This window comes from Hyphococcus sp. (genome assembly GCF_041986965.1).
Taxonomy (GTDB): Bacteria; Pseudomonadota; Alphaproteobacteria; order Caulobacterales; family Parvularculaceae; genus Hyphococcus.
The window spans coordinates 60,774-84,238 of the sequence record NZ_JBHIXB010000003.1; the positions used below are offsets into that span (position 1 = coordinate 60,774).

Sequence of the window (23,465 nt, forward strand, 5' to 3'; positions counted from 1 at the left end):
CTAGACCTCCACCAGAACGCGGCGGTGCAGCTCGCCAAAGGCAACGCCGAACAACGGATAAATCGCCGCCGTCGCCGCCAACTGCAGCATGAGAAAACGTAGAGGCAATAACTCGCCGGACATGAGACTCATCACAAGCCACAAGATAAGCCCTGCGCCGAGCGCTGCAAAGGCGAAACCGATCCAGACGACCTTTTGTTCGCGGCCCAGAAAATAGGCGCGCTGCGACATCACAATAAATTGCGTAATAAGGTAAACCGCCGGCCACAGCCCCAAAGGCCCGCCGGTTAACAGATCCTGTAAAAGCCCGACCAGAAAGACGCTCAGGGGCGGCAGGTAATCAGGTCCATAGACCGACCAGAAAAAGACAATCACGAGCGGGATGATGGGGGTCGGCGCAACACCCTCGAAAAGCCGCACAGGCGCAGCGAGAATAAGAACCCCGAGCACGCCAAGAAGGGTTGGCGCCGCCGCTTTGAAAAGCCGGAAAAGATTTTCCGCGCGATAGCCCATCAGGCTTAACCCTCCGCCGGCGTTTCAGACGCGGCGTCCGTTTCCCCGTCTTCGGGGTCTCCGGCCGCAGCCTCATCTTCCGAAGTGACGGGGTCCACGACCGGGAAAGCGTAATTGATGACCCGCACCATGCGCGTGCGGGCGTAATTGGCGTAAAGGTCGACCGCAATGTCGCCGCGGTTTTCCCCGGTGACGACGCCGACGGGCAGCCCGCGCGGCAAGGCGCCGCCGGCGCCTGACGTCAGCACCCGCTGTCCTGGTTCCGGTTCAATATCGTCGGCGCTCGCCGTAAAACTGATGACGGGCTGCGCACGGGTGTTGCCGACAAGAATGCCCTCAACATCTGCATCTTCTATATAAACGGGAATGCGGCTTTGAATGTCGGTCAGAAGAAGAACGCGCGAGGCGCCCCCGCCAGCTTCAACGATGCGGCCGACCAGGCCGTTTTCGTCAACCACCGCCTGACCCACCTCAACATTATTGGCGCGCCCGGCGTTGACGATCATGGAACGCGCAAAGGCGTCATTGGATTCGCCGATAACAAAGGCGCTGATGGGCTGGGCTTGCGGCGGCGCAGCGTAACCTTGCAGCGCTTCAAAAGTCGCGATGGTTTCCCGCAGCTCGAGCGCTTCATTCATCCACTGGCGCAGCTCGGCGTTTTCTTCGCGTAGCGCCTTATTCTGCTCCATGACGTTGAAATAATCGCCGACCGAGCCGACGACGCCATTCACATAAGAGATCGGGCCGGAAAAAAGCGTCAGGACGGGCGACGCCACATCCATGACGCCTTCACGCGCTTTTTTAAAAACCGACGCCTGCGCCGAGTAGAGGCTCGACAACAGCAAAAGCACCGAAACGAGAATGAGCAATACGAGGACGAAGCGGGAATGCGCTTTCCGTCCCAGCCCTTCCCTACGGTCCTGCCCGAGAAATTCCATGCCTAGCGAACGTATTCCGTTTGGTCGCGCCGTTCCCGCTCGCTAAAATCAGGGGACGCGCCCTAGATTGCGGAAGAGAGAACGCCGCGCATTGCTTTCGTGTTTTCAAGCGCCGCGCCGGTGCCGAGCGCCACGCAAGAGAGCGGGTCGTCAGCTACGGAAACCGGAAGACCGGTTTCATCGCGCAGCACCTGATCGAGATTCTTGAGGAGCGCCCCGCCCCCAGTCAACATAATTCCGGTGTCGACAATATCGGCGGCGAGTTCCGGCGGCGTCGCCTCGAGGGCGACTTTCACTGCTTCAATGATGGCGCTCACAGGCTCTGCAAGGGCTTCGGCGACCTGCGCCTCGCCAATGCGAACTTCCTTCGGAACGCCATGCATCAAATCACGGCCCTTGATCTGAATGGTCACGCCCGACCCTTCGGTCGGGATCATGGCCGAGCCAACCTCTTTCTTGATCCGCTCCGCCGACGCTTCGCCAATCAGGAGGTTATACATACGGCGGATGTAACCGACGACCGCGTCGTCCATTTTGTCGCCGCCAACGCGCACCGAGCGTGAGTAGACGATGCCGCCAAGCGACAGAACCGCAACCTCGGTGGTGCCGCCGCCAATATCGACGACCATGGAGCCCGTCGGTTCAGTGACGGGAAGCCCGGCGCCAATCGCGGCGGCCATGGGCTCTTCGATAAGTTCGACTTTGCGTGCCCCGGCGGAGAGCGCTGATTCCTGAATGGCGCGGCGTTCAACCGCCGTAGCGCCCGACGGAACACAGACGACAATGCGCGGGGATGCAAACGAACGGCGGTTATGCACCTTGCGGATAAAATGTTTGATCATCGCCTCGGCGACTTCGAAGTCGGCGATGACGCCGTCGCGCATGGGGCGGATCGCCTCGATCTCGCCCGGGGTGCGGCCCAGCATTTCTTTTGCTTCGTTGCCGACGGCGCGAACAATCTTTCGCCCCTGTCGGGTCTCGATGGCGACGACGGAAGGCTCGTTCAGCACGATCCCCCGGCCTTTGACATAAACGAGGGTGTTGGCCGTACCGAGGTCTATGGCCATGTCCGCGGAAAGCATGCCGAACAAAGTGGAAAGCATTGGGCTGGTCCTATTCGTGGGTACTGAAATTCACGGACGGTCTTATCCTTAATGCGTTCCTAAATCGTCAACAAACGCCGGAAACGTGCGGCTTTTGCTGTTGCGCCCATACTGGCCCGTTTACGCTCTACCAAGATTCTTTACCCCGCGCAGACATTCCTTAATAAACATTTTCCCGCTTTCTGAGCCGCCGGTAGACCCAGCGCATCAGCAGCAAGAACGCCAACCAGCCGAGAATGACCAGCACGATCAGCCCCAAATCACGGGGGTCCCGGCTGGTGAAGAAGCTAAGAACATTATTCATTTCGGCCTGAAGCGCACTCGGATCCGGAAAAAAGGCGGACAAAACAGCGATCAATGCGATTTTCGGGATGATGCCGATCCCTGTGCCCGTCCAGAATTTCCATAAGGGGATATGCGCAGCCCCCGCGGCTGCATTGACGACAATGAAGGGCGCTGACGGCACCACACGCACCAGCCCGCTCGCCAGAACGCCATGATTGCCGATAAAATCTATCGTGCGCTGGACCCTGTCGCTGCCGATTCGGTTCACCCAGCGCCCCCCGAGAAAGTGACCAAGGGCGAAAGTAAGGGTCGCGCTCGCCATGGTCGCAATCCAAGAATAGATAGCGCCGTTTTTCGGCCCGAAAACGATCACCGTCACGGTGATGAGACCAATCTGGGGAAAACCGGTCAGCGCCAGGAAGGCGAAGATCGAAATCACCCCAAGCACCGCCCAGCGCGATTCCGCCGCCTTCATTAAAAGCCGGCTCAGCTCTCCGTCCTGCTCGAGATTGAGCCATTGCTGGCCATAGGCGAGCATCAAAATGACGAAAGCCAGAAGAAAAAGAGATACCGCCAGGGAGGTGATCGCCTTGGCGTCCATGGATGTTAAAAAGCGCCCCAATCGGCGCAGAAACTCGACCATACCCTTAAGGGTCCCGCTTTACGCTGAACCGGCCTTAGCGCTCCCCGCCTACCGATGTTGCCTGGCTCTACGGCTAGTTTGGCGCGCCCGGCCGAATCCGGATCAGGCGCTAGTTTACCTATTCGTCCCGCCATCTCCATCCCCGGGCGAGAGGCTTTTAGAGTGTGATTTAATAACGCCACGCGCCAATAAATGCAATCTGGCGTTAACCCATTCCCGACTGTTGATTTGATCTTTCGACGCCGAAACGTCAGCATAGGGGTGGGGAAAAAGCGGTGCTATGCGTCGCTGAATGGCGGGGAGAAATCCGATGCGTTTCCGGCTGATTGTCTGGCTGCTTTTATTCGTTCTGGGTCTTTTTGTGGGCGACCGCTACGGCCTGCCCGGCTGGGCGCGCAGCCTTACCGATCAGGGATTTTCATCGGTTGAAAGCTGGTTCGGGCAGCTGGACGAGCCAATCCCCGTCGCTGAAGAAGACGAGGACAGTGAAGCCGCATCAGAGGAAGAAACAGCCAGCCCCGATGTGACGCCGCCAGCGTCCACGCCCGCGCCGGCTTCCAGCGATCTCGGCGACACCGCGAACGCCAGTCTGCGCATGAACGATGCGGGCCTGAAAATAATCGAAGACAGCGAAGGGCTTCGCCTTGAGGCCTACAATGCCGGCGGGCACTGGCTGATCGGCTATGGCCACAGCCGTACGGCGGAAGCCGGCATGACCATCACTGAAAGCCAGGCTAAACAATTGCTCCGCGAAGACGTGCGCACCTCAGAAGACGCTGTAAAAAGAATGGTGCTGGTTCCGGTCAATGAAAACCAGTTCTCCGCCATGGTCTCGCTCGCCTACAATCTGGGCGAAGGCGGGTTTTCAGGAACGACGGTCCTGGAAAGGATCAACGCTGGCGATTACCAAGGGGCGGCGGATGGTTTTCTCCTTCACGACCGCGCCCGCATCAACGGCGAATTGCAATCTGTTCCGCACCTGACTGAGCGACGGGAGAAAGAACGCGCGTTGTTTTTGACGCCCGCTTAATCAGCCGGTTCAGGCACAGGGCTTTGATTGCCAATATCGACGATGAACTTCCAACCATCGGCGTCCTTGCGCCAAATGGAAACATATTTTCCGTATGAGGACGTTTCACCGTCTTCACCTTGCGCCGTGAAGACGTAGGTTCCCCATGTATAGCCGAAATCGCCGCTCGACGCGGCGGCGCCGTCCATAGGCGTCCAGTCAAGCATTGCGCCCTCGGGCCAGCCGGCGAATCTTTCAACAAGCTTGTCGCGTCCCTGATAAGGCGCTCCGCCCTCGGGAAACATACGCACGTCATCAGACGCATAGGCGGCGAAGGCTGCGGGAACGCCATCGGACTTCGCCATCGCAGCGAAGGCGCGATCGGCGCTTAGCATATCGTCGACAGGGCCTGCCAACGCAGCTGAGAGTAGCGTGGCGGCTGATATTGTGGCGGCGAGAATTTTTTTCATAACAGAACCCCTCTGCTCACTGATTACAGGATAACTCTATCCCGGCTCAGCTGGGCCTCACTTTCCAGTGATGTCCAACATTTCTATTACACGCGCTTCAGCCTCTTCTGCCGTGGCCGCGCGCGGCCAGTCCGGCGCCTGATTGCGAAACCAGGTGAGCTGGCGTTTGGCGAAACGCCGTGTGTTCTGCTGCAAGGCTTCCAGCGTTGTTTGCTTGTCCATTTCACCGCGAAGCATGGCCGCAATCTCCGGAACGCCAAGCGCCTTCATGACCGGCAAGGCGGGATCAAGATTGCGTCTAATAAGCGCTCGCACTTCTTCGATCGCGCCTTCCTCCATCATCGCCGCCGCGCGCGCATCGCAACGCGCATAAAGAACATCCCGCGCAGGCTCGATGACTATCCGCGCGTCCACGGCCTCAATCAGCGGCTCCCGAGGCTGCGCCTGATGCCAAGACAGGGGCTTGCCTGTCGCCGTGAACACTTCCCAGGCGCGCATCAACCGCTGACTGTCCCCCGCCGGCAAGCGCGCCATAGCAGGGTCTTGCGCCACTACCTCGTCGCGAAACGCCCCCGCCCCCAATTCATCGCGCCGGGCCTTGGCCAACATCCGCACCTCATCGGGAGTTTCCGGCACGGGCGACAAGCCGTCTTCCAGCGCACGGAAGTAAAGGCCTGTCCCCCCGCAGATAAGTGCAACTTTTCCGTGTGCTGCGCATTTGCCTAGCGCAGACTTGGCGAGCCGCGCCCAGCGTCCGGCGGAACACCGCTCCGACGCATCCAGTGCGCCATAAAGATGGTGCGTCGCTATGGCCTCATCTGAAGCTGTTGGACGGGCTGTTATGACATTCAAATCATCGTAAACTTGCATTGCATCAGCGTTGATGATTTCGCCGTCAAGGGCTCCGGCGAGCGCTAACGCCGCCGCCGACTTGCCGCTGGCAGTCGGCCCGGCAATAAAAATGAGACCCGGCTTAATCACGGTTCAAAGTCCGTATCAGTATGAAGTTTGTTTTATCGCTCATCGCCAATCCGTCAAAAACGTCCATCGACTCGGGCCTGATTGACGAATTCATAAACGCGCTCGGCCCCTACGCTGACGCGGAGACGTCCACAAAAGAGTTAGCGCCCGGCGAAGCTTATGACATAGCCCTGACCGAGCATCCAAGACCGGATTTCCTCCCCCGTATCGAGGCTGTCGCAATTCGCGCGCGCATGGACGCCAATATCATTCCGGCCGACAACCGCCGTAAAAAACTCCTGATCGCAGATATGGATTCCACCATTATCCAGCAGGAGTGCATCGATGAACTGGCGGAGTTCGCCGGCAAACGGGCGGAAATCTCCGACATCACCGAACGGGCGATGCGCGGCGAACTCGACTTTGAAGGCGCGCTTAATGAGCGTGTCGCCATGCTAGCAAACCTGCCCGAAACTGTGCTCGAAGAAACCTTTGAAAAACGTCTTACCCTGACGCCGGGCGCTGATGTTCTTGTTAAAACCATGAACGCCAATGGGGCCGTCACTGCTCTTGTCTCCGGCGGCTTTACTTATTTTACCGCACGCATCGCGCAGCGCGCGGAGTTTCAACGTCAGCAGGCGAATGAATTGCTGATCGAAAACGGAAAGCTCACCGGAAAAGTTAAGCAACCGATTTTAGGCCGCGCCGCCAAACAGGAAGCGCTGGAAACCATCGCAGCGGAAAACGACATCGCCTTGAGCGAAACCATGGCCGTGGGCGACGGCGCCAACGATCTTTCCATGCTGTCCCGCTCGGGTCTCGGCGTCGCCTTTCACGCCAAGCCGGCCGTCGCGCAGTCAGCGGAAACGCGTATCCACTACGCGGATCTGACCGCCCTGCTCTATCTGCAGGGCTATTCAAAATCGGAATTTACAGCCTGAAACCTTACGGGCGGAGCGACTCGTAAAACAACAGATCGCCGCGCTGCACATAGATTTGCACAGGGCCGCTGTTGAGATTTCTCAGCTTGCCGAGCTTATCAACCGCCGTTGACGGGCGCGTGATCCGCTCCCAGCCGATTTCGAGAATGACATCGCCTGGCTGAAGCACGATCGCCGCCGCGCTTTCCGGATCGACAGCCGTAACGACAACGCCCTGAACCGTCGGCGGCAATCCGTATGCCTGACGAATGTCATCCGTCGGCTCCTGCAGCGTCAGACCGGACCCGCGCGCCGCGTTGGCCGGCAAAATGCTCGAACCCCCATTGGCGGCCAGCATGCGGGTTTCGCGGCGGTCAACGCGCACGCGCACTGTCACCCGACGTCCATCACGCAGAACCTCCATCGGCACGGTTGTGCCAATCGGGGTGTCGGCGACGGCGCGGGTCAGATCCCGCACGCTTTCAATCTCACGACGATTAAACAGAAGAATGACGTCATTGGGTTCCAGCCCCGCATCCGACGCGGGACTGTTCGGGCGCACCACCGTCACGATGGCGCCTTTCGGCGTGCGCAAATTCATCGATGAAGCCAGCTCCGGCGTCACGTCATCAATAGAAACCCCGAGCCATCCACGGCGTGTTTCGCCGTAATTCAAAAGCTGGCTGACAACCGTCTCGGCAAGATCAGCGGGAACAGCAAAGCCAACGCCAACCGATCCGCCTGTCTGCGAATAAATCGCCGTGTTCACGCCAACGACCTTGCCGCTCATGTCAAAAAGCGGGCCGCCGGAATTGCCGCGGTTAATTGCAGCGTCGGTCTGAATGAAGTCGTCATACTGACCGGAGTTGATGTCGCGGTTGCGCGCCGAAACGATGCCGACTGTGACGGTGCCGCCAAGGCCGAACGGGTTGCCGATAGCGATCACCCAGTCGCCTACCCGCGCCGCGTCAGAATTGCCGAAATCGACATTGGGAAACTTGCCGCCGCCTTCGAGCTGCAGAACAGCGAGATCGGTTTCGCGGTCGCGGCCCTTCACGACCGCCGTAAACTCACGCCCGTCATGGAGCGTCACCGTAATATTCTCGGCGTTATCGATGACATGATTGTTGGTGACGACAATCCCTGACGCGTCAATGATAAAGCCGGAGCCGAGCGACACGGCGGGCTGGTCAAATTTACGCTGAAGCGGCGCAAGCTCGCCGCTGGCGCGGCCGCTGCGAGAACGCTGGGCGGAGGAGATGTTCACCACCGCCGGCGTTAGCGCTTCGGCAAGATCTGCAAAACTGTCTGGCGCCCCGCGCGGCGCGGCCTGAACCGCTTGCGCGGTCATCATTACGCCCGCCGCCATAACGCCAGCCACAAGCCCCCGAACCACGCCCAAACGAGCCATATCCGCCTCTATCTTTCCCCGGAACCAAACCTTTAGATTGAACAGGTTAACGCAAAGCCGCCCGCCCGCAAATCACCTTGCGGGCGGGCGGGGCAAATTCGTTTCAATTTGACCGCAAAGAATCGCGCCTTACTGACGAGATCCCTGCAAGTTATTGAAATAACGGAAGAATTCGCTCTCCGGCGACAGCAGGATCGTGGTGTCGCCTTTTTTCATGGATTGCTCATAAGCCAAAAGTGAGCGGTAGAAGGCGAAAAATTCCGGATCCTTACCGTAAGCAGCGGCGAAAATAGCGTTTCGCTCCGCATCGGCGGCGCCCCGGACAGTCTGCGCCTCTTCTTCGGCCTGTGCCTTGATTTCAATGACCTGACGGTCGGCCTGGGCGCGGATCTGATTCGCCCGCTCATTACCTTCGGAACGGTATTGCTGGGCGAGCTGGTTACGCTCGGCGATCATGCGCTGGAACACCGCTTCGGAGTTCGTTTGCGGAAGATCGGCGCGGCGAATTTTCACGTCAACGATGTCGACGCCGAGCGGACGCGCGGACTGCGTCAATTGCTCCTGAATGCGCCGCATCAATTCGCTGCGCCGTTCAGAAATGATTTCATCCACAGTGACAGAGCCAAGCACAGCGCGCAGCGAGTCGTTTAGCTGGTTGCTGAGGCGCTCCTCGCCTCTTTGTTCGGTGCGCACCGATTGATAAAACAACAGCGGATCGACAATGCGATAGCGCGCGAACGCATCGACGATCAGACGTTCCTGATTGCGCGCGATAATTTCAGTCTGTTCCTGTTCCAGATGGCGGTTGCGCCGGTCGATAAAATCGACGCTTTCCGCAAATGGAACTTTGAACTTAAGACCCGCCTCCTGATACTGGCTTTTCGGTTCGCCAAAGCGGAACACGAGCGCCGAATGTGTTTCAGGAACGATGAACGCCGAATTGACGACAATCACCAGCAGAATGAAAATAAAGAAACCGATTAACGGCAATGGAAGCCTGCTCATCTTAATTTGCTCCTTGCTGTTGGCGGCGGACCTCATTGAGGGGCAAATATGGCACCACCCCTGAGCCGGCGTCTTCGTCGATAATAATCTTGTCGACGTCTCCGAGAACTTTTTCGACCGTTTCCAGATACATGCGCTGGCGCGTCACTTCAGGCGCCTGTGCGTATTCTGAATAGATCTCATTAAAACGAGCGGCTTGACCGCGGGCGTCCGCGGTGCGTTCGGCCGCATAGGCACCCGCTTCTTCCAGAATGCGCTGCGCCTGGCCTCTCGCTTCCGGCACGACCCGGTTCGTGTACTGACGAGCCTGCTGGATCACAGTCGCCTGGTTTTGTTCGGCCGCCTGAACATCGCGAAAAGCTTCGTTCACTTCATTAGTAGGCGGTTCGGCGAGCGTCAGGTTGACCCGTTCGATCTGGATGCCGGCTTCATAGGAGTCCAGGGCGGTTTGCATCAGCTCGCGGGTCTGCGATGCAACCTCAGTGCGCCCTTCCGTTTGCACAAAGTCGAGCGTATTGCGCCCCACAACTTCACGCATGGCCGCTTCTGCGGTCATTCTGACAAGCGCTTCGGGATCATCGATGTTGAAGGTGTATTGCGCGACGCCCGGCATTTCCGCGCCCTGCTCGGGCACCAGATCGGACTTGATCTTCCACTGAACGGTAAAAGCAACGTCAACGATGTTTTTATCGCCAGTCAGCATCAAGCCGGGTGAGAGCTGGCCGCCGCGGCGGCCGGTCGCCGGAACCGGCATGTCGCGTACAGATAGCGCCTGCTGCTTTCGCACGTTCTGAATAGGCGCCGGAATATGCCAATGAAGGCCCGGGCTTTTCACCTCCTCATAATTGCCAAAGGTGGTGACGACAGCGAGTTCGTCTGACGCTACCTGATAAACACCGGTGAAAAGCCATAAACCTACCAGACCGGCGGCGATGAGGCCGATCACGCCCTTATTGGGCGGCATCATGCCGCCACTGCCAGATCCGCCCGGCCCGCCGCGGCCGCCGCGTGGGAAAGCGCGTTTCAAACGCTGACGCGAGGCCTGAAGCAGGTCCTCAAGATCGGGGGGCTCGCCGCCGCCGCGTCCCCCTCCGTTATTGGGACCGCCATTGCCGCCACGGGGCGGCTGTCCCCAAGGTCCGCGGCCGCCGCCGCGATTACCGGAATTGTCTTGCCAGGGCATTCAAGCCTCTCTCTCATGAAGAATTCGCGCCACTCAGCCGTTTGTCAGGCGGGCGCCGGTGGAAGAACCAGATTTGCGTCGTATATATGTTACCGATTCCGCCGGGCGCAACGCGCCCGGTGCGTTTTTTTAAAGGATTTCAAAGGGTATCCTCTGTGTCTGGCAGCCTCATTCTGCGCGTACGCGCCGCTCTTTCCGCCATTAAGGACCCCGCCTCCGGCCGTAATATCATCGCCTCCGGCGCTGTGAGCGGTCTTTCGGCGGATGAGGACGGCAAGGTGCGCTTTACGCTTGAGGTCCCGGATGGGGACAGACGCGCCGCGGAAGCTCTCCTCAAGGCGGCTGAGGACGCCGCCGCCGCCGCGCCCGGCGTAACTGGCGTTTCGGCTGTTGCGACTGCTCACAGCGCGGCCAAGCCCCAGCAGCCTGCGAAAGGCGGCCATGACAATCCGTTTGGCCTCAAGCAAAAACCGCGGATTGAAGCCGCCGGCGACCAGCTTGCCGGTGTAAAGTCGATGATCGCCATCGCCTCAGGCAAGGGCGGCGTCGGCAAGTCCACCGTGGCGGCCAATCTGGCGGTTGCGCTTGCCGCGCGCGGGCTAAAGACCGGCCTCCTCGACGCCGATATCTACGGACCGTCTTTGCCGACACTCTTCGGCATCGATGGCAAGCCGCAAATGCGGGATAACAAGATCGTGCCGTTCGAAAAATTCGGCGTCAAACTCATGTCCATCGGCTTTCTTCTCGATCCGGACCAGGCCGTCGCCTGGCGCGGCCCCATGGTGATGGGCGCGCTCAGGCAATTGATGAGCGATGTGGACTGGGGCGACCTCGACATCCTTCTCGTCGACACGCCGCCGGGCACTGGTGACGCGCATATTTCTCTCATCCAGTCGAAAAAACTTTCTGGCGCGGTCATCGTCTCGACGCCGCAGGAAATGGCGCTGGCTGACGTGCGGCGCGGCGTCCAGCTCTTTCGCCAGACAGAAACGCCCGTCATTGGCGTTATTGAAAATATGGCGTGGCTCGAAGGCCCCGGCGGATCAAAACAGTTCCTGTTCGGCGAAGGCGGCGCAGAGCGGGCTGCAAACGATCTCGGCGCGCCTTTTCTTGGCGCGGTGCCGCTATATCCCGACTTGCGTCAGGCGTCTGATGACGGATTGCCGGTCGCAGCAACCGATCATGCCGCGGCGACAGCATTCGATCAGCTGGCGGATCAAATTGCGAAATTTGCAGGGCTTGCGTAAGCGCGCCTTACTGCGCTGGATCGGCCGTCGTGTGATCGTGCACGATCTTCCATGAGCCTGCGTCGCGGCGCATCACCAACGAAAAAGCGCCGCTTGACGTTTCGCTGCTGCGCGCGAGATTGAACCGCCCGGTGACAATGGCGACATCATCGGTGATGAGCCTGACTTCAAGCTTGTCGAAACCAAGCTGGCCGAGTCCCTCCCCACCGGAATAACGATCACGGTATCGCTTCATGGTGGCGTTCCAGCCTCTGGTCACATTGACGCCGGAAACGAATTTCAGATCATCGCTCTTCCAGTAGGAACTCATGAAGCCATCGAGATCGCCTTCATTCCATGCAGCGGCCTGCGCCATCAGCGTCGCCCGGACAACGTCGGCGGGTTCGCGCAATTGCGATGACGAAGCGGCTTTCTCCGGCTGCGGCGCAGGCGCCGGACTTTGCGTTGCGGCAGGCTTTTTCGGTTCAGGCGCCGGTTCGACGACGGTTTCTGGCTGTGGCGCAGGCTCTTGAACGCTGGCCTGCGTCACCGCCGTCGCCGGACGCGGGGCGTCCGGTTCAGCGCCAACCAGACGGCCGACAGGTGAAGCTTGCGGACGCGCCGGCGGCTCGGCGTGCTGCGCCACCAATTGCGCCGGGCCCGTGGCGGCCTCCTCAACTGGCGGCTGCGCCAGAATTTTGCTCATTTCATCTTCAAGGCTCACGGAAGCTTCCGGCGCTTCCGCTTGTTTTACAGCCGCAGGTTCAACAGCCTGCGCAAGTTGCTGAGGCTCGACTTGCGAAGCCGCGGGGGCGATGTCGGGGGCGGCGGCCGGCTCATCCACGGGCGCTTGTGCAGCCGCAACCGGCGCCGGAGATGGCTGGGGTTGGGGCGCAACCTCGGCTGCGGGCCGCTTGGCGTCTACAACATAGTCGGAAGTCGGCGCAGCGTCGGCGCGCAAGGCGGGCGCCGTCTGCAGGCAGGTAAATCCCGAAAGCGCGAGACGCTTCGTCATTTCTTCGGCTTTGCGGGAACAGAAACTATCGGAATTATCGGCATGGTAGGGAACTGAAACATTGGACCCGCCCCCACGCGTATATCGCACATCGCAGCTCTGGCCGACTGTGCCCGGCGAGATTACTTCGATCACACGGGCGTCGTCGCCGCGGGTGCAGGTGGTTTTCGCCGCCGCGCTTTCGACCGCGCCCATTGCAGCCAGCAAGATCACCATCGCCGATGCTGATGCCGCCCGTTTCATGTCCCCCTCCTCGCTTTCCTTCGGATATCGCCCGGCAATGCCGAAACCGACAGGCGCCAAGACTAAGCCATAAGGCCTGCCAGTTGGAGCCTAAACACGGGTTATTGCCCATTCTATCGCTTAAGCCGTGAATCCGGGGTCGCCAAAATCCTTAAAAATTACCGCTCTTTGGACGGGATTCGGGACTTCCGGTCCAGAATGACAAATTCGCAAGCATGCGAATTTCGACCGGTTTCAGGATCAACAATCTGGCCGACAGGCCGAATCAGTTCGCTGTTGTAGTCGACAATTTAGCCCGGTGCTCGTGCATACCAGCTGAACTCGGAATCTTTCGACCAACGCCTTTTTCTTCACAATACTCGTAGTATGTGCAGTTATGTTCATTGTTTTCATCAGCCGCACATTGACCGATGAGTTGAACCGAGAACAACGGGAATTTGTCCTCTCTTGGGAAAGTGGCATCCCCATCAACTTCTGCCTCAACTACGGTGAGATAAATCTTTGAACAGGACGAGACGAAAGCCTCGAATATTTCTTGGCCGCCCGCGACTATTACTTCTTTTTCTGCACCTTCCAAAGAGGAATTATCCAAAAAGGCATTGGCAGTTCGCACGGCGTCACCAATTGTCGTTACAGCTCTTACGTTCTGGTAGCCCTGAGAATTTATATTCTTGGCGAATTCAGAGTTACGTGTAAGCACAATTGAAAGCCTACCAGTTAGTGGTGCTCCAATAGACTCAAAAGTCCGCCGTCCGATTATCACTGGCTTTCCAAGAGTAGTATTCTTGAACCGTTTCAAATCATCTTGTTGCCTCCACGGTAATTCGTTACTGCACCCTATGGTGTAGTTTCGAGAACGGGCAACAATGAGTGCAATTGGATAATCAGACAGATCTCTGTAGACGTCTGCTTGGGCCGCCGCTACCATATATGGGGTCCGCCTATGTCTTTCCCTCTAAATAGGGTATCTATCTATGTTAAGATTCTATTAACGGCGCTAGGCCTTTTTTTCTACAGGCCGTCAGTATCGCACGCTGCGGCAAATCATACCGCTTTTTTAAAAAAGACAGTCTGATTAATGCCGCTGAGTTACTCGCCTTTTGCCAGGCTCTCAAGCGGCGCGCCCGTAAGGCGATATACCGTCCACTCATCCATGGGAGCAGCGCCAAGAGATTTATAAAAAGCAATAGACGGTGCGTTCCAGTCGAGGACCGACCATTCCATTCGCCCGCAATTATTTTCGAGCGCAACCTGCGCCAGCGCCGCCAGCAGCGCCTTGCCGGCGCCGCAGCCGCGCGCGCTTTCACGCACAAAAAGGTCTTCGAGATAAAGCCCGTGTTTTCCCAGGAAAGTCGAAAAGTTGAAGAAATAAAGCGCAAATCCGACCGGCCCGCTGTCATCTTCTGCAATGAGGGCGAAAGCTTTCGGCGCATCGCAAAAGAGCGTGGCGGTCAGATGCGCCTCTGTCGCGACAACTTCATGAGAGAGCTTTTCGTATTTTGCGAGGTCGCGAATAAAGCTCAGGATCAGGGCTTCATCGCCCGGAGCGGCGCGCCGGATATTCATGCTCATACGGCGACCGGCGCCTTGATATGGGCCTGCGCCTCATAATCTTCGATCGCGATATCCTCATAACGGAAACCGAAAATGTCCTTGACCGACGGGTTGAGAACGAGCTTTGGCAACGGTCCGGGCTCGCGCGTCAGCTGTTCACGCGCTTGGTCCACATGGTTCGAGTATAAATGCGCATCGCCAAGCGTGTGAACAAAGTCGCCCGGTTCAAGATCGCAAACCTGCGCAACCATAGCGGTCAGCAACGCATAGGACCCGATATTGAAAGGCACACCGAGAAAAACGTCGCCGGACCGCTGATAAAGCTGACAAGACAGCCGTCCATCCGCGACGAAAAACTGAAACAGGCAGTGACAGGGCGCGAGCGCCATCTGTCCAAGATCAGCCGGGTTCCATGCGCTCACGACAAGGCGGCGTGAAGATGGATTGGTTTTGATCTCATTCACTACCCATTCGATCTGATCGATCGCGCGACCGTCGGGCGCCGCCCATGACCGCCACTGACGCCCGTATACAGGGCCGAGGTCGCCGTTTTCATCGGCCCATTCATCCCAGATCGAAACGCCGTGTTCTTTCAGGTAGCGAATATTGGTGTCGCCGGAGAGAAACCACAAAAGCTCGTGGATGACTGACTTGGTGTGGAGCTTTTTTGTCGTCAAAAGCGGGAAGCCCTCGGCGAGATCGAACCGCATCTGGTGGCCGAAGACGGCGCGCGTGCCGACGCCGGTGCGGTCGAGCCGCGCATCGCCCGCCTCGAGAACCCGGCCCAAAAGGTCAAGATACTGTCGCATATACGCTGCGAATCTCCTGTTTCCGGCGCAGTGTAACGTCTGCAGCCCCGCGGCCAATGGCGCTTTTTCCCCGGCGCGGCCGGTGTTATCGTCAATCCTGCGCGTGGGGCGACATATGAGGGGTCAGATGGCCAACGATAGCCAAGGCGGCGATCAGGCGTTTTCGCCGGAATCCAGCGGTAAAGGGCTCGCACTGCCCGGCCTCGTCATCGGCCTTCTCACCGGCCTCGCCGCCTATGGGATCGTGGAATACTGGATCGATGGGCGCGACGACAATCCGCTCGCGGTCGCCGTTCTCTTTTTCACGATTACGGCGTCCGCAGCCTATCTCCTGCTCGCAGAATCCGGCCGCTTTCTGCGCCCCGCGATCGGCGCCTGCGCCATCGCCGTCATCCTTTTCGGCCCTGACTATTTTATTTTCAGCACCATCAGCGGCGACGAAACCCGCCTGACGCCATTCCCGGTGATCTTCTGGATGGCGACGCGCGGGCTCGCCGCCTATCTGATGGTGACCCTCGTCAAGGCCGCCCAGGAAAGCGGCGCCCCGCCCGCCTATTCGCCAGTGTTTTTTCATGGCGTAACAATTCCGCTCATCGCCGGCGGCGCAAAACTTTTCGCCGCGCTCGCGCTCGTGCTTCTCTTCGCCTGGGCGCGTCTCCTGAAAGAACTCGACGTAACTTTCTTCAATAAGCTTTTTCAGGAACCCTGGTTCATCCTGCCATTCCTTGGCGCCATAGGCGGGCTGTCCATCGCCCTGATGCGCGGCCTGCAATCACTGCTCGGCGCCCTGCGTTTCGTACTGCTCCTTCTGGCGCGCATTCTCATGGTCATCACTGCCGTTTTCACCCTGACGCTGCTGATCGTTTTCGCGGTCAACGGCGTCGGGCTTGTTTTCGACCGGCCCTATCCAAGCGCCTGGATGATGGGGCTCGCGCTGCTGGGCATGCTCATTTTCAATGGCGTCTATCAAAACGGCGAAGGCCGTCCGCCGCCTCTATGGCTGCGTCTGCCGACGCTGATCACGTTGATCGGTTTCCCGGTTTATGCAGGGCTCGCTTTTTACGCCTTTTCACTCAGGATCGACGCCTATGGGCTAACGCCGCCGCGCATCGCCGGCATCGCCATCAATGGCCTTATCGCAGCCTATTCTATTGTCTGCCTCGCAGGACTTCTCACCGAAGTGAACTGGCGCAGTAAAAGATGGATGCCTTTGGTGGGAAGCCTGAACACCGCCATGGCGGCGCTCTGGGTCGCTGTCCTCGTCCTGATCGCCAGTCCGGTCGTCAATCCCTGGGCGATGAGTGCGAAAAGTCAGTACGCGCTTCTTGCACACGAACGCATCGCCGCGGAGGATTTCGATTTCGGTTATTTGCGTTTCAGGCTGGGCGATTATGGCGAGAAGGCTCTCGACAAATTATTGACGCTGGAGGGCCATCCGCAAGCCATTGAAATTCGCGACGGCGTCCAGCGCGCTCGCAGCGCCGAGAGCTATTGGAGCTACAAACACCCGGTCGAATTGTTTGAACCGGAAGTCCTGCCGCTAAATCCTCAAGGCGCAGATACAGGCCCCGATACCCCAGACGAAGAACCGTCAGGCGGTTAGGCCGTCTCGACGACCTTTAGCGGTTTGTTGTCGGCTTTTTCGAGCATGTGAATCTTGCGGTTGGGACCATTATAGTCCTCGACGCCCTGAGATATCGCATAGCAGGCGAGCCGCACTGACCGTGGGATCTTCACCTTGTCGCCGTCACGCTCGCCTTTTTCGTAATACTGGATCATGCGGCGCTTGAGGCCGAGAAGATTTGCTGCGTCTTTCTGGGACAGACCCAGAGCCTTACGCCATTTCTTGAAATCGCTCGATTCCATCTCGTCCGGCTCCAACCGAAAACGCCCCCTGACGTCATGCGCACATAATGCATGGATATTACAGAATCTTGACATTCTTGCGTTTTTTCGCGGCCTTTGGGTCACTGGCCTTTAATTCTTTACCCGGCGGGCCTATATTCAGGGGGCTCGCGCAAGCGGGCTATGGCGATAAAAGACCCGTGCAATAACCGTATCGGACCCGGGGGCGGTACCCGGCGGCTCCACCAAAACCCCTCTCACCGCAGACCCATGGGGGAGGCTTTGGCGGGGCCGAAATAGGATCGACGAGCGTCTAAAGACGATGTTTTCGCCCGGTTTGCCTCCGTTATTTGGCTAAAACTGAATAGTTGCTAATGACAACAATTCGGAAGGGCTCGCTCTTGCTGCTTAACGCGGCTGAGTAACCCGATTAATTGAAGCCCTGACGCCCATCCAAGCGTCAGGCGGGGCTGCCCCGGGGCCTGGCAACAGAACCCGGGGACTTTATTTTCTCTCATCATGGAATTCACAGCTATTTTGCAGGCGCCGGGGATTCTTCAGACTTGCGGGCGTTCGCCCGCGGGAGCACCTGGCAACAGAAGCTCCCACTTAATTTTCTTTTTAAATCAGGCGCTCCCGAGCTATCCACTGTTGAGCTTCGCTCAAGGGCCCGGGGCCTGGCGCCAGAACCCGAGGACTTTCATTTCCGGCATCCTCGCTCCCATAAATTTGTGCTGACGGCCCGCGCCATTTTCCCCAAATCCTTCGCTTCCGGTACTGCTGGCCTCACGCGGTCAACCCCGCTACAACATCGGCGGATTTTGACGACCCGAAAGGCTGTTTGCAGTGAGTGAAGACATCGAGCTGGATTACAACGACCTTATTCAGGAGGCCCAGAAGCGCGCCTATCGCTTTCTCATGCGCGATGTCCTGAAGCTGGTGGCGGAACTCGGGGACGCGCCTGGCGAACACCACTTCTTCATCGAGTTTCTAACCGGCGCGCCCGGTGTCTCCATTCCCGACCATCTTAAAGAGCAATATCCCGAGCGGATGACCATCGTCCTCCAGCACCAGTTCGAGAACCTCACCGTCACCGATGACGAAGTTGGCGTCACTTTGTGGTTCAAAGGCAAAGAGGCGCGGCTTGAAATCCCTTTCGATGCTGTCACGCAGTTCGCCGATCCGAGCGCCCAGTTTGGGGTCAATTTCGATGTGTCCGGCCCCGAGAACGACGAAGACGGCCCTGCGGATCAGCCCGAAGCGGCGTCCGAGCCCAATGGGAAAAAAGAAGCTGCTGATTCTGACGACGATACCGCCAAGCAGGAAGGCGCGGACATCGTCAGCCTCGATTCATTCCGCAAGAAGTAGCGACGCGGCGACAGGCCGCTTGCCTGATACGTGCGCAGTGCCGTAAACCGCGCACGCCCTCCACGCTTACATGTCCAGATAAATCCTGCCGAAAGATCACATCATGGCTAAAACCCGCACCGAATCCGACAGCTTTGGCAATCTCAAAGTCCCCGCCGACAAATATTACGGCGCACAGTCAGCGCGCTCGCTGATCAATTTCCCGATCGGAGAAGAGACAATGCCGGCGCCGTTGGTGCGCGCGCTCGGGATCGTCAAGCTTTCGGCAGCGCGCACTAATATGGCGCAACAATCCTTGCCCGCGAAAACCGGCAAGGCGATTGAAAAAGCCGCCCTTGAAGTCGCCGAAGGCAAACTCAACGATCATTTCCCGCTGTCAGTGTGGCAGACAGGCTCCGGCACACAGTCAAACATGAACACAAATGAGGTGGTCGCGAACCGCGCCATCGAATTGCTTGGCGGCGTTATCGGTTCAAAAGACCCGGTGCACCCGAACGATCATGTGAATATGAGCCAGTCGTCCAACGACACATTTCCCACGGCCATGCATATCGCCGCCGCCGAACAAATCGTGCATGAACTGATCCCGGCGCTCGAGCACCTCCACGAAGCGCTCGCGGCGAAACAAAAAGATTTTGCAAAAATCATCAAAATCGGCCGCACTCATTTGCAGGACGCAACGCCGGTGACGCTCGGCCAGGAGTTTTCCGGCTACGCAGCGATGGTGAAGAATGGCGCAAAACGCGCCAAGGCCGCGCTGCCGCCGCTCTACGCGCTTGCTCAAGGCGGCACTGCTGTCGGGACCGGCGTCAATTCCAAAAAAGGCTTTGCAAAAATGTTCGCCGCCGAAGTCGCTTCCTATACGAAGCTTCCCTTCGTCACGGCGCCGAACAAATTCGAGGCGCTGGCGACCCATGACGCCATGGTCGAAGCCCATGGCGCGCTCAATGAAATCGCAGTGAGCCTGTTCAAGATCGCCAATGATATTCGTCTTCTCGGCTCCGGTCCGCGCTCCGGTCTTGGAGAAATCTCCCTGCCGGAAAACGAGCCTGGTTCCTCGATCATGCCGGGCAAAGTGAACCCGACCCAATGCGAAGCCATGACCATGGTTTGCGCTCAGGTCATGGGCAACAACGCCACCGTCAGCTTTGCTGGCAGTCAGGGCCATTTCGAGCTCAACGTCTTCAAGCCGGTGATCGCCTACAATACGCTGCAATCAATCCGGCTCCTCAGCGATGCATCCCGCTCCTTCACCGACAAATGTGTTGTCGGGATCGAAGCGAATGAAAAGCGCATCACATCGCTCATGGAGCAATCGCTGATGCTGGTGACCGCCCTGGCGCCGGAAATCGGCTATGACAACGCCACCAAGATCGCCAAGACAGCGCACAAAAATGGCACAACTTTGAAGGAAGAAGCGGTGAAGATGGGGCTCGTCAGCGCCGCTGACTATGACCGGATCGTCCGGCCGGAAAAAATGATTGGCCCCAAATAAGCCCTTTATATCAGGGAATTGGGCGTCAGTTTTCCCCTGCGCCCTCTTTCCTGCGGCGTTGGACCGGTTCTTGCCTTATCATTCGTGAACGCGCACAGCGTGTGACGCATTTTGGGACAAGGACGTTACGATCATGGCCGATAAACCTTCCGACAGCCAGCTCCGGCTCCTCCTTGCGCAATTCCTGTTTGCGCATGATGTGGACATTGAGACGCTTTACACCGCCCTTGGCGCCGACCTTTCGAGCGCCGATTCCGAAGCCGTCTCACACATGGCCGGCATCATCGACGGTGTGACTCTCGCCACCTCGAAAATCCGCGCCCACGGCCTCGACAACTGGGCCAAGAGCTAACGCTTTCCAACTCTTTGCTTGCACAAGCGCGGCGAACCGGTTTCCTCTTGGGGAAGAGGCAACCGGTTTTGCTGTTTCAATGATGCGCAAACGCTCCATTACGCTCAAAGGCCACCGCACCAGCATCGCACTGGAGGCGGAATTCTGGGACGCGCTCGACGCCATCGCGGCGACGGACAAGCGCACCCTGCCCGCGCTGATCGATTCCATCGACAGAAATCGCCTGAAACAAACACCGCCGCCGGGATTGGCCTCGGCGATCCGGGTTTACGTGCTGAAGCGTTTGCAGGCCGCCTGATCAGCCTGCCGCGTGCGAGGCGATATTCATGGAAGGTCGGCCAAGGACGACTTGCGCATAGCTGCGCGTCACTTCGTCAGCATAACCACGCATCATCGGGCGCACCTGCTCGAATTTCTGAACGCCCGCCGCGCGCGCTATAAGCCCGCCAAAGCGGCGGCGCACCGGCGCCTTCAACGGATCGCTCCAGCCGGCAAGCCCACGCACAAGCTGCAACCGCGCCCAGAACGCCCGCGCCGAAGAGAGCGATTGCGCCGTCTCTTCACTAATCAGCCCTGAACGCGCCATCGCTTCGAGGGCTTCCGCCGGAGACGCATCCTGAACGAAAGGATGCGCCGAAGCGTGTTTGTAGATCAGGGTCGAGATGACGAGCTCCACATCGGCGCGACCGCCTTCGAGACGGTCAATATCCCATTCCGACGATGCGCGTTCGCGGCGCATGCGTTGAGCGCGGGCGCGGTCGAGATCGCGGAAAAGAATATCGGCGCGGCGCGCGCCTGCAATGGCGCTGCGCAACGCTTCGCGCGCGCTTTCCGCAATCTTGTCGTCGCCCGCCGCAATAACACGTCCACGCGCCAGCATGATTTGCTCATGAGCCACGGCTTCGGACTGAACATAAGCTCTGAAGGCTTTGAGGTCGGGAACCACCGGGCCCGCAACGCCGCAGGGACGGTGCGTTGCATCCGGTGTAATCGCGAAGACGCCATCGCCAATCTCGCTCAACGCTTGCAGATATCGTTTTGCGAACGCCTCACTCGCCTCACCCCCGTCTTCGCGGGCGATAAAGCCCAAATGGGTCGAAGCGCCAGGCAAATGCGGTCCATCGGATTCAAAAACATGCAATGCAATATTGCCGGCCGCTTTTTTCTCTGCGGCAGGCGCGCTCTCGCGCGCAATCTGGAACACATTGCCCAGTGTGCGGATATGGATGTCTTCAAACGCCTCCACCGCCGCATCAAAGCCGGTGGCGCCAGTTGCTGCGCCATAGGCGATGCGCGCCATGACCTCACGGCGCCACGCCGCAAGATCTGCGAGCGCAGTCTTGCCTTTGGGCGCCGGCGGTGTGAAGCGGCTCAGCCATTCCTTGCCAGTTTGTGGGGTTTCCGCACCCGTTTGCTCGAAAAAGACCTCTGCAAGCTCCGGAGAAGCCGTCAACGGCTCTACGGCCGCACCGAACGAGCCGAACGCGTCAACCAGCCCGTCGCGGCTTTCGGCGCCTTCTCCAACCAGGGTGAAGACGTCGCGCTTATCGCCGACCGCGGCAAGAAGCTGATCGAAGAGGCGGAAGGCGTCATTCGGGTGCTGCGTTTCGCCAAAAGCGGTTAACAGACCCGGCGCATGGGCGGAAAAACGCTTGCCGCCAAGGCGGGATTCCGCACTGCGCGCCCAATTGTCCACCGCTTCTGAAAGACTCGGCCCGTTGAGGAAACCAAGGTCTTCAAGCTTGTCGGCGTCTCCCTCTTTTTCTGACTCGCCATTGCGATAGAGAGAAATTTCTTCCTGCGGGCCAGCGGCGAGACGGCGCAGCGTGTTCGCCGCATCGATGCGAGCGCCGTTGAGCGCGGCTTCAAGGTCCTTGTAGTCGCTGAAACCGCAAAGAAGCGCCAGCGCGTGCTGCTCGTCTTCGCGTTCGACGCCAGTGACGGCCGCGCCTTTCATCATTTGCAGACGGGAGACGGCGATATGCGCCAGTTCCTCGCCGGCGACGAGACGCCGGGCGGCGTCTTTCGACAGGGTGCGCGAGCTTGCGGCGGTGTCAAAGATTTCCCGCGCTGACGCCGTGCGGAACACCGGGCGCAGGCCGCCAATAGCAAGGCGGCAAAGGCCGGCGACCCGGCGAAACGCGCCCCGCGGATCGGTGTCTTTTTGGGCGACGAAACTGCGCAGCGCTTCCATCGCGATCGGATTATCCGACCAGACAATCTGCTCCATCTCTTCGAGGAAGGCGCCGCCCGCTGTGCGGTCGCCGGCGACGACACGCGCCGCGCCGAGCCACATTTTCAATGCGTCAGCCTGCGGTCCTGACGCCGTCGCTTTCACGCGGGAGATACTGTCAGCATACCCCGCGCCGCCGACGCCGGAGCCAAGCGGCGTTCTGAGGCCGTAAAGCGGGAATTCGCCCGGCTTTCCTTCAAAAGCTTCGCGCAGTTCGGCGCCGATGCGCACAAAGATGCGGTCAGCGCCGCGCGCTGTCGGGCCGCCAAAAGCCTGTTCATCGTAAAGCACAATGATGTCGAGGGGGCCGAAAGGCGAAAGATCTTCATGGGCGAAGTCATCGCCCGCCACCACGAAAACGCCACGCAGGAAGTTTTCGGGATCTTCAACGGTGAGTTCGCCGCGCTTGACGGCGGCTCGCACCAGCCAGCGCAAGCCCGTCTCCACCATCCGTTCGGCAAAGTCGACCCGGGCGGCGGTCGCGTTTGCGACGCTCCATTCGCCACTCATCTCAGCAATGGCGATCGCCACATCAACGCGATTTTTAAGCGGCGCCAGCGCTGCATGGAGCGCATCCGGTCCGCCCACGCCGCGATCAAGCGCGGTCATGTCGCGGGCCGCTTCGGCGAGCACCGGAGAGGCGCCGTCGATGAGCGCCGTCGCAGCGGCGTCAGGATGGGTCATGCAAAGGTCAGCGAGTCGTCTTGTCGCGCCGAAGACGCGAAGCATCAGGAGCCTGCGGTCGGGCCGGTCTAGCGGCGCTCCGGGATCGCCGCCCATGGCGTCCGCCACCGCACGACGCCAGCGCTCCAGCGCCGCGGGCGCGCGCGCCGGGTCGATTTTGTCCGCCACTGTGCGTGCTGATTGCGTTGTCGGCGCCGCCAT

General features: G+C 59.1%; 23 protein-coding genes and 1 other RNA gene. 9 read left to right on the forward strand and 15 right to left on the reverse strand.

The window, feature by feature from the left end; translation table 11 throughout:
- The 4 genes from ACFC5L_RS14025 to ACFC5L_RS14040 all read right to left on the reverse strand — a co-directional run bounded on the left by ACFC5L_RS14025 (position 1) and on the right by ACFC5L_RS14040 (position 3,482).
- Complete coding sequence (locus ACFC5L_RS14025) at positions 1 to 513, reverse strand: hypothetical protein (protein ID WP_375203749.1); 513 nt, start codon at positions 511 to 513, stop codon at positions 1 to 3.
- A gap of 5 nt (positions 514 to 518) precedes the next feature.
- The gene (gene mreC / locus ACFC5L_RS14030; protein WP_375203748.1) at positions 519 to 1,451 is read right to left on the reverse strand and encodes a rod shape-determining protein MreC; all 933 of its coding nucleotides are present in this window, start codon (positions 1,449 to 1,451) and stop codon (positions 519 to 521) included.
- Between the two features lie 62 nt (positions 1,452 to 1,513).
- The gene (locus tag ACFC5L_RS14035; RefSeq protein WP_375203747.1) at positions 1,514 to 2,554 is read right to left on the reverse strand and encodes a rod shape-determining protein; all 1,041 of its coding nucleotides are present in this window, start codon (positions 2,552 to 2,554) and stop codon (positions 1,514 to 1,516) included.
- Between the two features lie 160 nt (positions 2,555 to 2,714).
- Positions 2,715 to 3,482: a TVP38/TMEM64 family protein gene (locus ACFC5L_RS14040; RefSeq protein WP_375203746.1), complete on the reverse strand. Its 768-nt coding sequence runs from the start codon at positions 3,480 to 3,482 to the stop codon at positions 2,715 to 2,717.
- 310 nt (positions 3,483 to 3,792) lie between these two features.
- On the opposite strand from ACFC5L_RS14040, the gene ACFC5L_RS14045 reads away from it, so the two are divergent.
- Complete coding sequence (locus ACFC5L_RS14045) at positions 3,793 to 4,512, forward strand: lysozyme (protein WP_375203745.1); 720 nt, start codon at positions 3,793 to 3,795, stop codon at positions 4,510 to 4,512.
- On the opposite strand, the gene ACFC5L_RS14050 is transcribed toward ACFC5L_RS14045, so the two are convergent.
- Complete coding sequence (locus ACFC5L_RS14050; RefSeq protein WP_375203744.1) at positions 4,509 to 4,961, reverse strand: YybH family protein; 453 nt, start codon at positions 4,959 to 4,961, stop codon at positions 4,509 to 4,511. The two genes, ACFC5L_RS14045 and ACFC5L_RS14050, sit on opposite strands and share 4 nt — an antisense overlap.
- 57 nt (positions 4,962 to 5,018) lie before the next feature.
- Positions 5,019 to 5,942 carry a tRNA (adenosine(37)-N6)-dimethylallyltransferase MiaA gene (gene miaA / locus ACFC5L_RS14055; RefSeq protein ID WP_375203743.1) on the reverse strand — a complete coding sequence of 308 codons (924 nt, stop codon included), beginning with the start codon at positions 5,940 to 5,942 and terminating at the stop codon, positions 5,019 to 5,021.
- 20 nt (positions 5,943 to 5,962) lie between these two features.
- Between miaA and serB the strand changes: the two genes are divergently transcribed.
- Positions 5,963 to 6,862 carry a phosphoserine phosphatase SerB gene (gene serB, locus ACFC5L_RS14060; RefSeq protein ID WP_375203742.1) on the forward strand — a complete coding sequence of 300 codons (900 nt, stop codon included), beginning with the start codon at positions 5,963 to 5,965 and terminating at the stop codon, positions 6,860 to 6,862.
- Positions 6,863 to 6,866: 4 nt separating this feature from the next.
- Here serB and ACFC5L_RS14065 read toward each other — a convergent pair whose 3' ends face one another.
- The 3 genes from ACFC5L_RS14065 to hflK form a co-directional block, all read right to left on the reverse strand.
- A complete protein-coding gene (locus ACFC5L_RS14065) occupies positions 6,867 to 8,252 on the reverse strand; it encodes a Do family serine endopeptidase (RefSeq protein ID WP_375203741.1) in 1,386 nt (461 codons plus the stop codon).
- Positions 8,253 to 8,381: 129 nt separating this feature from the next.
- The gene (hflC, locus tag ACFC5L_RS14070; protein WP_375203740.1) at positions 8,382 to 9,257 is read right to left on the reverse strand and encodes a protease modulator HflC; all 876 of its coding nucleotides are present in this window, start codon (positions 9,255 to 9,257) and stop codon (positions 8,382 to 8,384) included.
- A gap of 1 nt (position 9,258) precedes the next feature.
- Positions 9,259 to 10,440, reverse strand: a complete 1,182-nt coding sequence (gene hflK, locus ACFC5L_RS14075) for an FtsH protease activity modulator HflK (protein ID WP_375203739.1) — start codon at positions 10,438 to 10,440, stop codon at positions 9,259 to 9,261.
- A 155-nt stretch (positions 10,441 to 10,595) separates the two neighbouring features.
- On the opposite strand from hflK, the gene ACFC5L_RS14080 reads away from it, so the two are divergent.
- A complete protein-coding gene (locus tag ACFC5L_RS14080) occupies positions 10,596 to 11,687 on the forward strand; it encodes an Mrp/NBP35 family ATP-binding protein (protein ID WP_375203738.1) in 1,092 nt (363 codons plus the stop codon).
- A gap of 7 nt (positions 11,688 to 11,694) precedes the next feature.
- Here the strand turns inward: ACFC5L_RS14080 and ACFC5L_RS14085 are convergent, their stop codons facing one another.
- The 4 genes from ACFC5L_RS14085 to ACFC5L_RS14100 form a co-directional block, all read right to left on the reverse strand.
- A complete protein-coding gene (locus ACFC5L_RS14085; protein WP_375203737.1) occupies positions 11,695 to 12,924 on the reverse strand; it encodes a YybH family protein in 1,230 nt (409 codons plus the stop codon).
- A 265-nt stretch (positions 12,925 to 13,189) separates the two neighbouring features.
- Positions 13,190 to 13,852, reverse strand: coding sequence for a dihydrofolate reductase (locus ACFC5L_RS14090; protein ID WP_375203736.1), 663 nt, complete (start codon positions 13,850 to 13,852; stop codon positions 13,190 to 13,192).
- A gap of 161 nt (positions 13,853 to 14,013) precedes the next feature.
- Complete coding sequence (locus tag ACFC5L_RS14095; protein WP_375203735.1) at positions 14,014 to 14,496, reverse strand: GNAT family N-acetyltransferase; 483 nt, start codon at positions 14,494 to 14,496, stop codon at positions 14,014 to 14,016.
- Entirely contained in the window at positions 14,493 to 15,287 is a 795-nt protein-coding gene (locus ACFC5L_RS14100) for a thymidylate synthase (protein WP_375203734.1), read from the reverse strand. Before ACFC5L_RS14100 ends, ACFC5L_RS14095 begins: the two co-directional genes overlap by 4 nt.
- Positions 15,288 to 15,414: 127 nt before the next feature.
- Between ACFC5L_RS14100 and ACFC5L_RS14105 the strand changes: the two genes are divergently transcribed.
- Positions 15,415 to 16,890, forward strand: coding sequence for a DUF4153 domain-containing protein (locus ACFC5L_RS14105; RefSeq protein ID WP_375203733.1), 1,476 nt, complete (start codon positions 15,415 to 15,417; stop codon positions 16,888 to 16,890).
- Here ACFC5L_RS14105 and ACFC5L_RS14110 read toward each other — a convergent pair.
- Positions 16,887 to 17,228: a helix-turn-helix domain-containing protein gene (locus ACFC5L_RS14110; protein ID WP_375203732.1), complete on the reverse strand. Its 342-nt coding sequence runs from the start codon at positions 17,226 to 17,228 to the stop codon at positions 16,887 to 16,889. The two genes, ACFC5L_RS14105 and ACFC5L_RS14110, sit on opposite strands and share 4 nt — an antisense overlap.
- Positions 17,229 to 17,259: 31 nt before the next feature.
- Between ACFC5L_RS14110 and ssrA the strand changes: the two genes are divergently transcribed.
- From ssrA to ACFC5L_RS14135, 5 genes are all read left to right on the forward strand, one after another.
- Positions 17,260 to 17,636: a transfer-messenger RNA gene (gene ssrA / locus ACFC5L_RS14115) on the forward strand.
- 342 nt (positions 17,637 to 17,978) lie between these two features.
- A complete protein-coding gene (locus ACFC5L_RS14120; protein ID WP_375203731.1) occupies positions 17,979 to 18,500 on the forward strand; it encodes an SspB family protein in 522 nt (173 codons plus the stop codon).
- A gap of 103 nt (positions 18,501 to 18,603) precedes the next feature.
- A complete protein-coding gene (gene fumC / locus ACFC5L_RS14125; protein ID WP_375203730.1) occupies positions 18,604 to 19,995 on the forward strand; it encodes a class II fumarate hydratase in 1,392 nt (463 codons plus the stop codon).
- Positions 19,996 to 20,128: 133 nt separating this feature from the next.
- Complete coding sequence (locus tag ACFC5L_RS14130; RefSeq protein WP_375203729.1) at positions 20,129 to 20,347, forward strand: hypothetical protein; 219 nt, start codon at positions 20,129 to 20,131, stop codon at positions 20,345 to 20,347.
- Between the two features lie 82 nt (positions 20,348 to 20,429).
- Positions 20,430 to 20,645, forward strand: a complete 216-nt coding sequence (locus ACFC5L_RS14135) for a ribbon-helix-helix domain-containing protein (protein ID WP_375203777.1) — start codon at positions 20,430 to 20,432, stop codon at positions 20,643 to 20,645.
- Here ACFC5L_RS14135 and ACFC5L_RS14140 read toward each other — a convergent pair whose 3' ends face one another.
- Positions 20,646 to 23,465, reverse strand: a complete 2,820-nt coding sequence (locus ACFC5L_RS14140; RefSeq protein ID WP_375203728.1) for a hypothetical protein — start codon at positions 23,463 to 23,465, stop codon at positions 20,646 to 20,648.

Coding starts and splice junctions, on each gene's coding strand:
- hflK (WP_375203739.1), bottom strand. CDS start 10,440: ATGCCCTGGCAAGACAATTCCGGTAATCGCGGCGGCGGCCGCGGACCT.
- ACFC5L_RS14035 (WP_375203747.1), bottom strand. CDS start 2,554: ATGCTTTCCACTTTGTTCGGCATGCTTTCCGCGGACATGGCCATAGAC.
- ACFC5L_RS14045 (WP_375203745.1), top strand. CDS start 3,793: ATGCGTTTCCGGCTGATTGTCTGGCTGCTTTTATTCGTTCTGGGTCTT.
- ACFC5L_RS14085 (WP_375203737.1), bottom strand. CDS start 12,924: ATGAAACGGGCGGCATCAGCATCGGCGATGGTGATCTTGCTGGCTGCA.
- ACFC5L_RS14130 (WP_375203729.1), top strand. CDS start 20,129: ATGGCCGATAAACCTTCCGACAGCCAGCTCCGGCTCCTCCTTGCGCAA.
- ACFC5L_RS14050 (WP_375203744.1), bottom strand. CDS start 4,961: ATGAAAAAAATTCTCGCCGCCACAATATCAGCCGCCACGCTACTCTCA.
- fumC (WP_375203730.1), top strand. CDS start 18,604: ATGGCTAAAACCCGCACCGAATCCGACAGCTTTGGCAATCTCAAAGTC.
- hflC (WP_375203740.1), bottom strand. CDS start 9,257: ATGAGCAGGCTTCCATTGCCGTTAATCGGTTTCTTTATTTTCATTCTG.
- ACFC5L_RS14100 (WP_375203734.1), bottom strand. CDS start 15,287: ATGCGACAGTATCTTGACCTTTTGGGCCGGGTTCTCGAGGCGGGCGAT.
- ACFC5L_RS14110 (WP_375203732.1), bottom strand. CDS start 17,228: ATGTCAAGATTCTGTAATATCCATGCATTATGTGCGCATGACGTCAGG.
- mreC (WP_375203748.1), bottom strand. CDS start 1,451: ATGGAATTTCTCGGGCAGGACCGTAGGGAAGGGCTGGGACGGAAAGCG.
- ACFC5L_RS14065 (WP_375203741.1), bottom strand. CDS start 8,252: ATGGCTCGTTTGGGCGTGGTTCGGGGGCTTGTGGCTGGCGTTATGGCG.
- serB (WP_375203742.1), top strand. CDS start 5,963: ATGAAGTTTGTTTTATCGCTCATCGCCAATCCGTCAAAAACGTCCATC.
- ACFC5L_RS14140 (WP_375203728.1), bottom strand. CDS start 23,465: ATGGCGGCGCCGACAACGCAATCAGCACGCACAGTGGCGGACAAAATC.
- ACFC5L_RS14090 (WP_375203736.1), bottom strand. CDS start 13,852: ATGGTAGCGGCGGCCCAAGCAGACGTCTACAGAGATCTGTCTGATTAT.
- ACFC5L_RS14105 (WP_375203733.1), top strand. CDS start 15,415: ATGGCCAACGATAGCCAAGGCGGCGATCAGGCGTTTTCGCCGGAATCC.
- ACFC5L_RS14135 (WP_375203777.1), top strand. CDS start 20,430: ATGCGCAAACGCTCCATTACGCTCAAAGGCCACCGCACCAGCATCGCA.
- ACFC5L_RS14025 (WP_375203749.1), bottom strand. CDS start 513: ATGGGCTATCGCGCGGAAAATCTTTTCCGGCTTTTCAAAGCGGCGGCG.
- ACFC5L_RS14095 (WP_375203735.1), bottom strand. CDS start 14,496: ATGAGCATGAATATCCGGCGCGCCGCTCCGGGCGATGAAGCCCTGATC.
- ACFC5L_RS14040 (WP_375203746.1), bottom strand. CDS start 3,482: ATGGTCGAGTTTCTGCGCCGATTGGGGCGCTTTTTAACATCCATGGAC.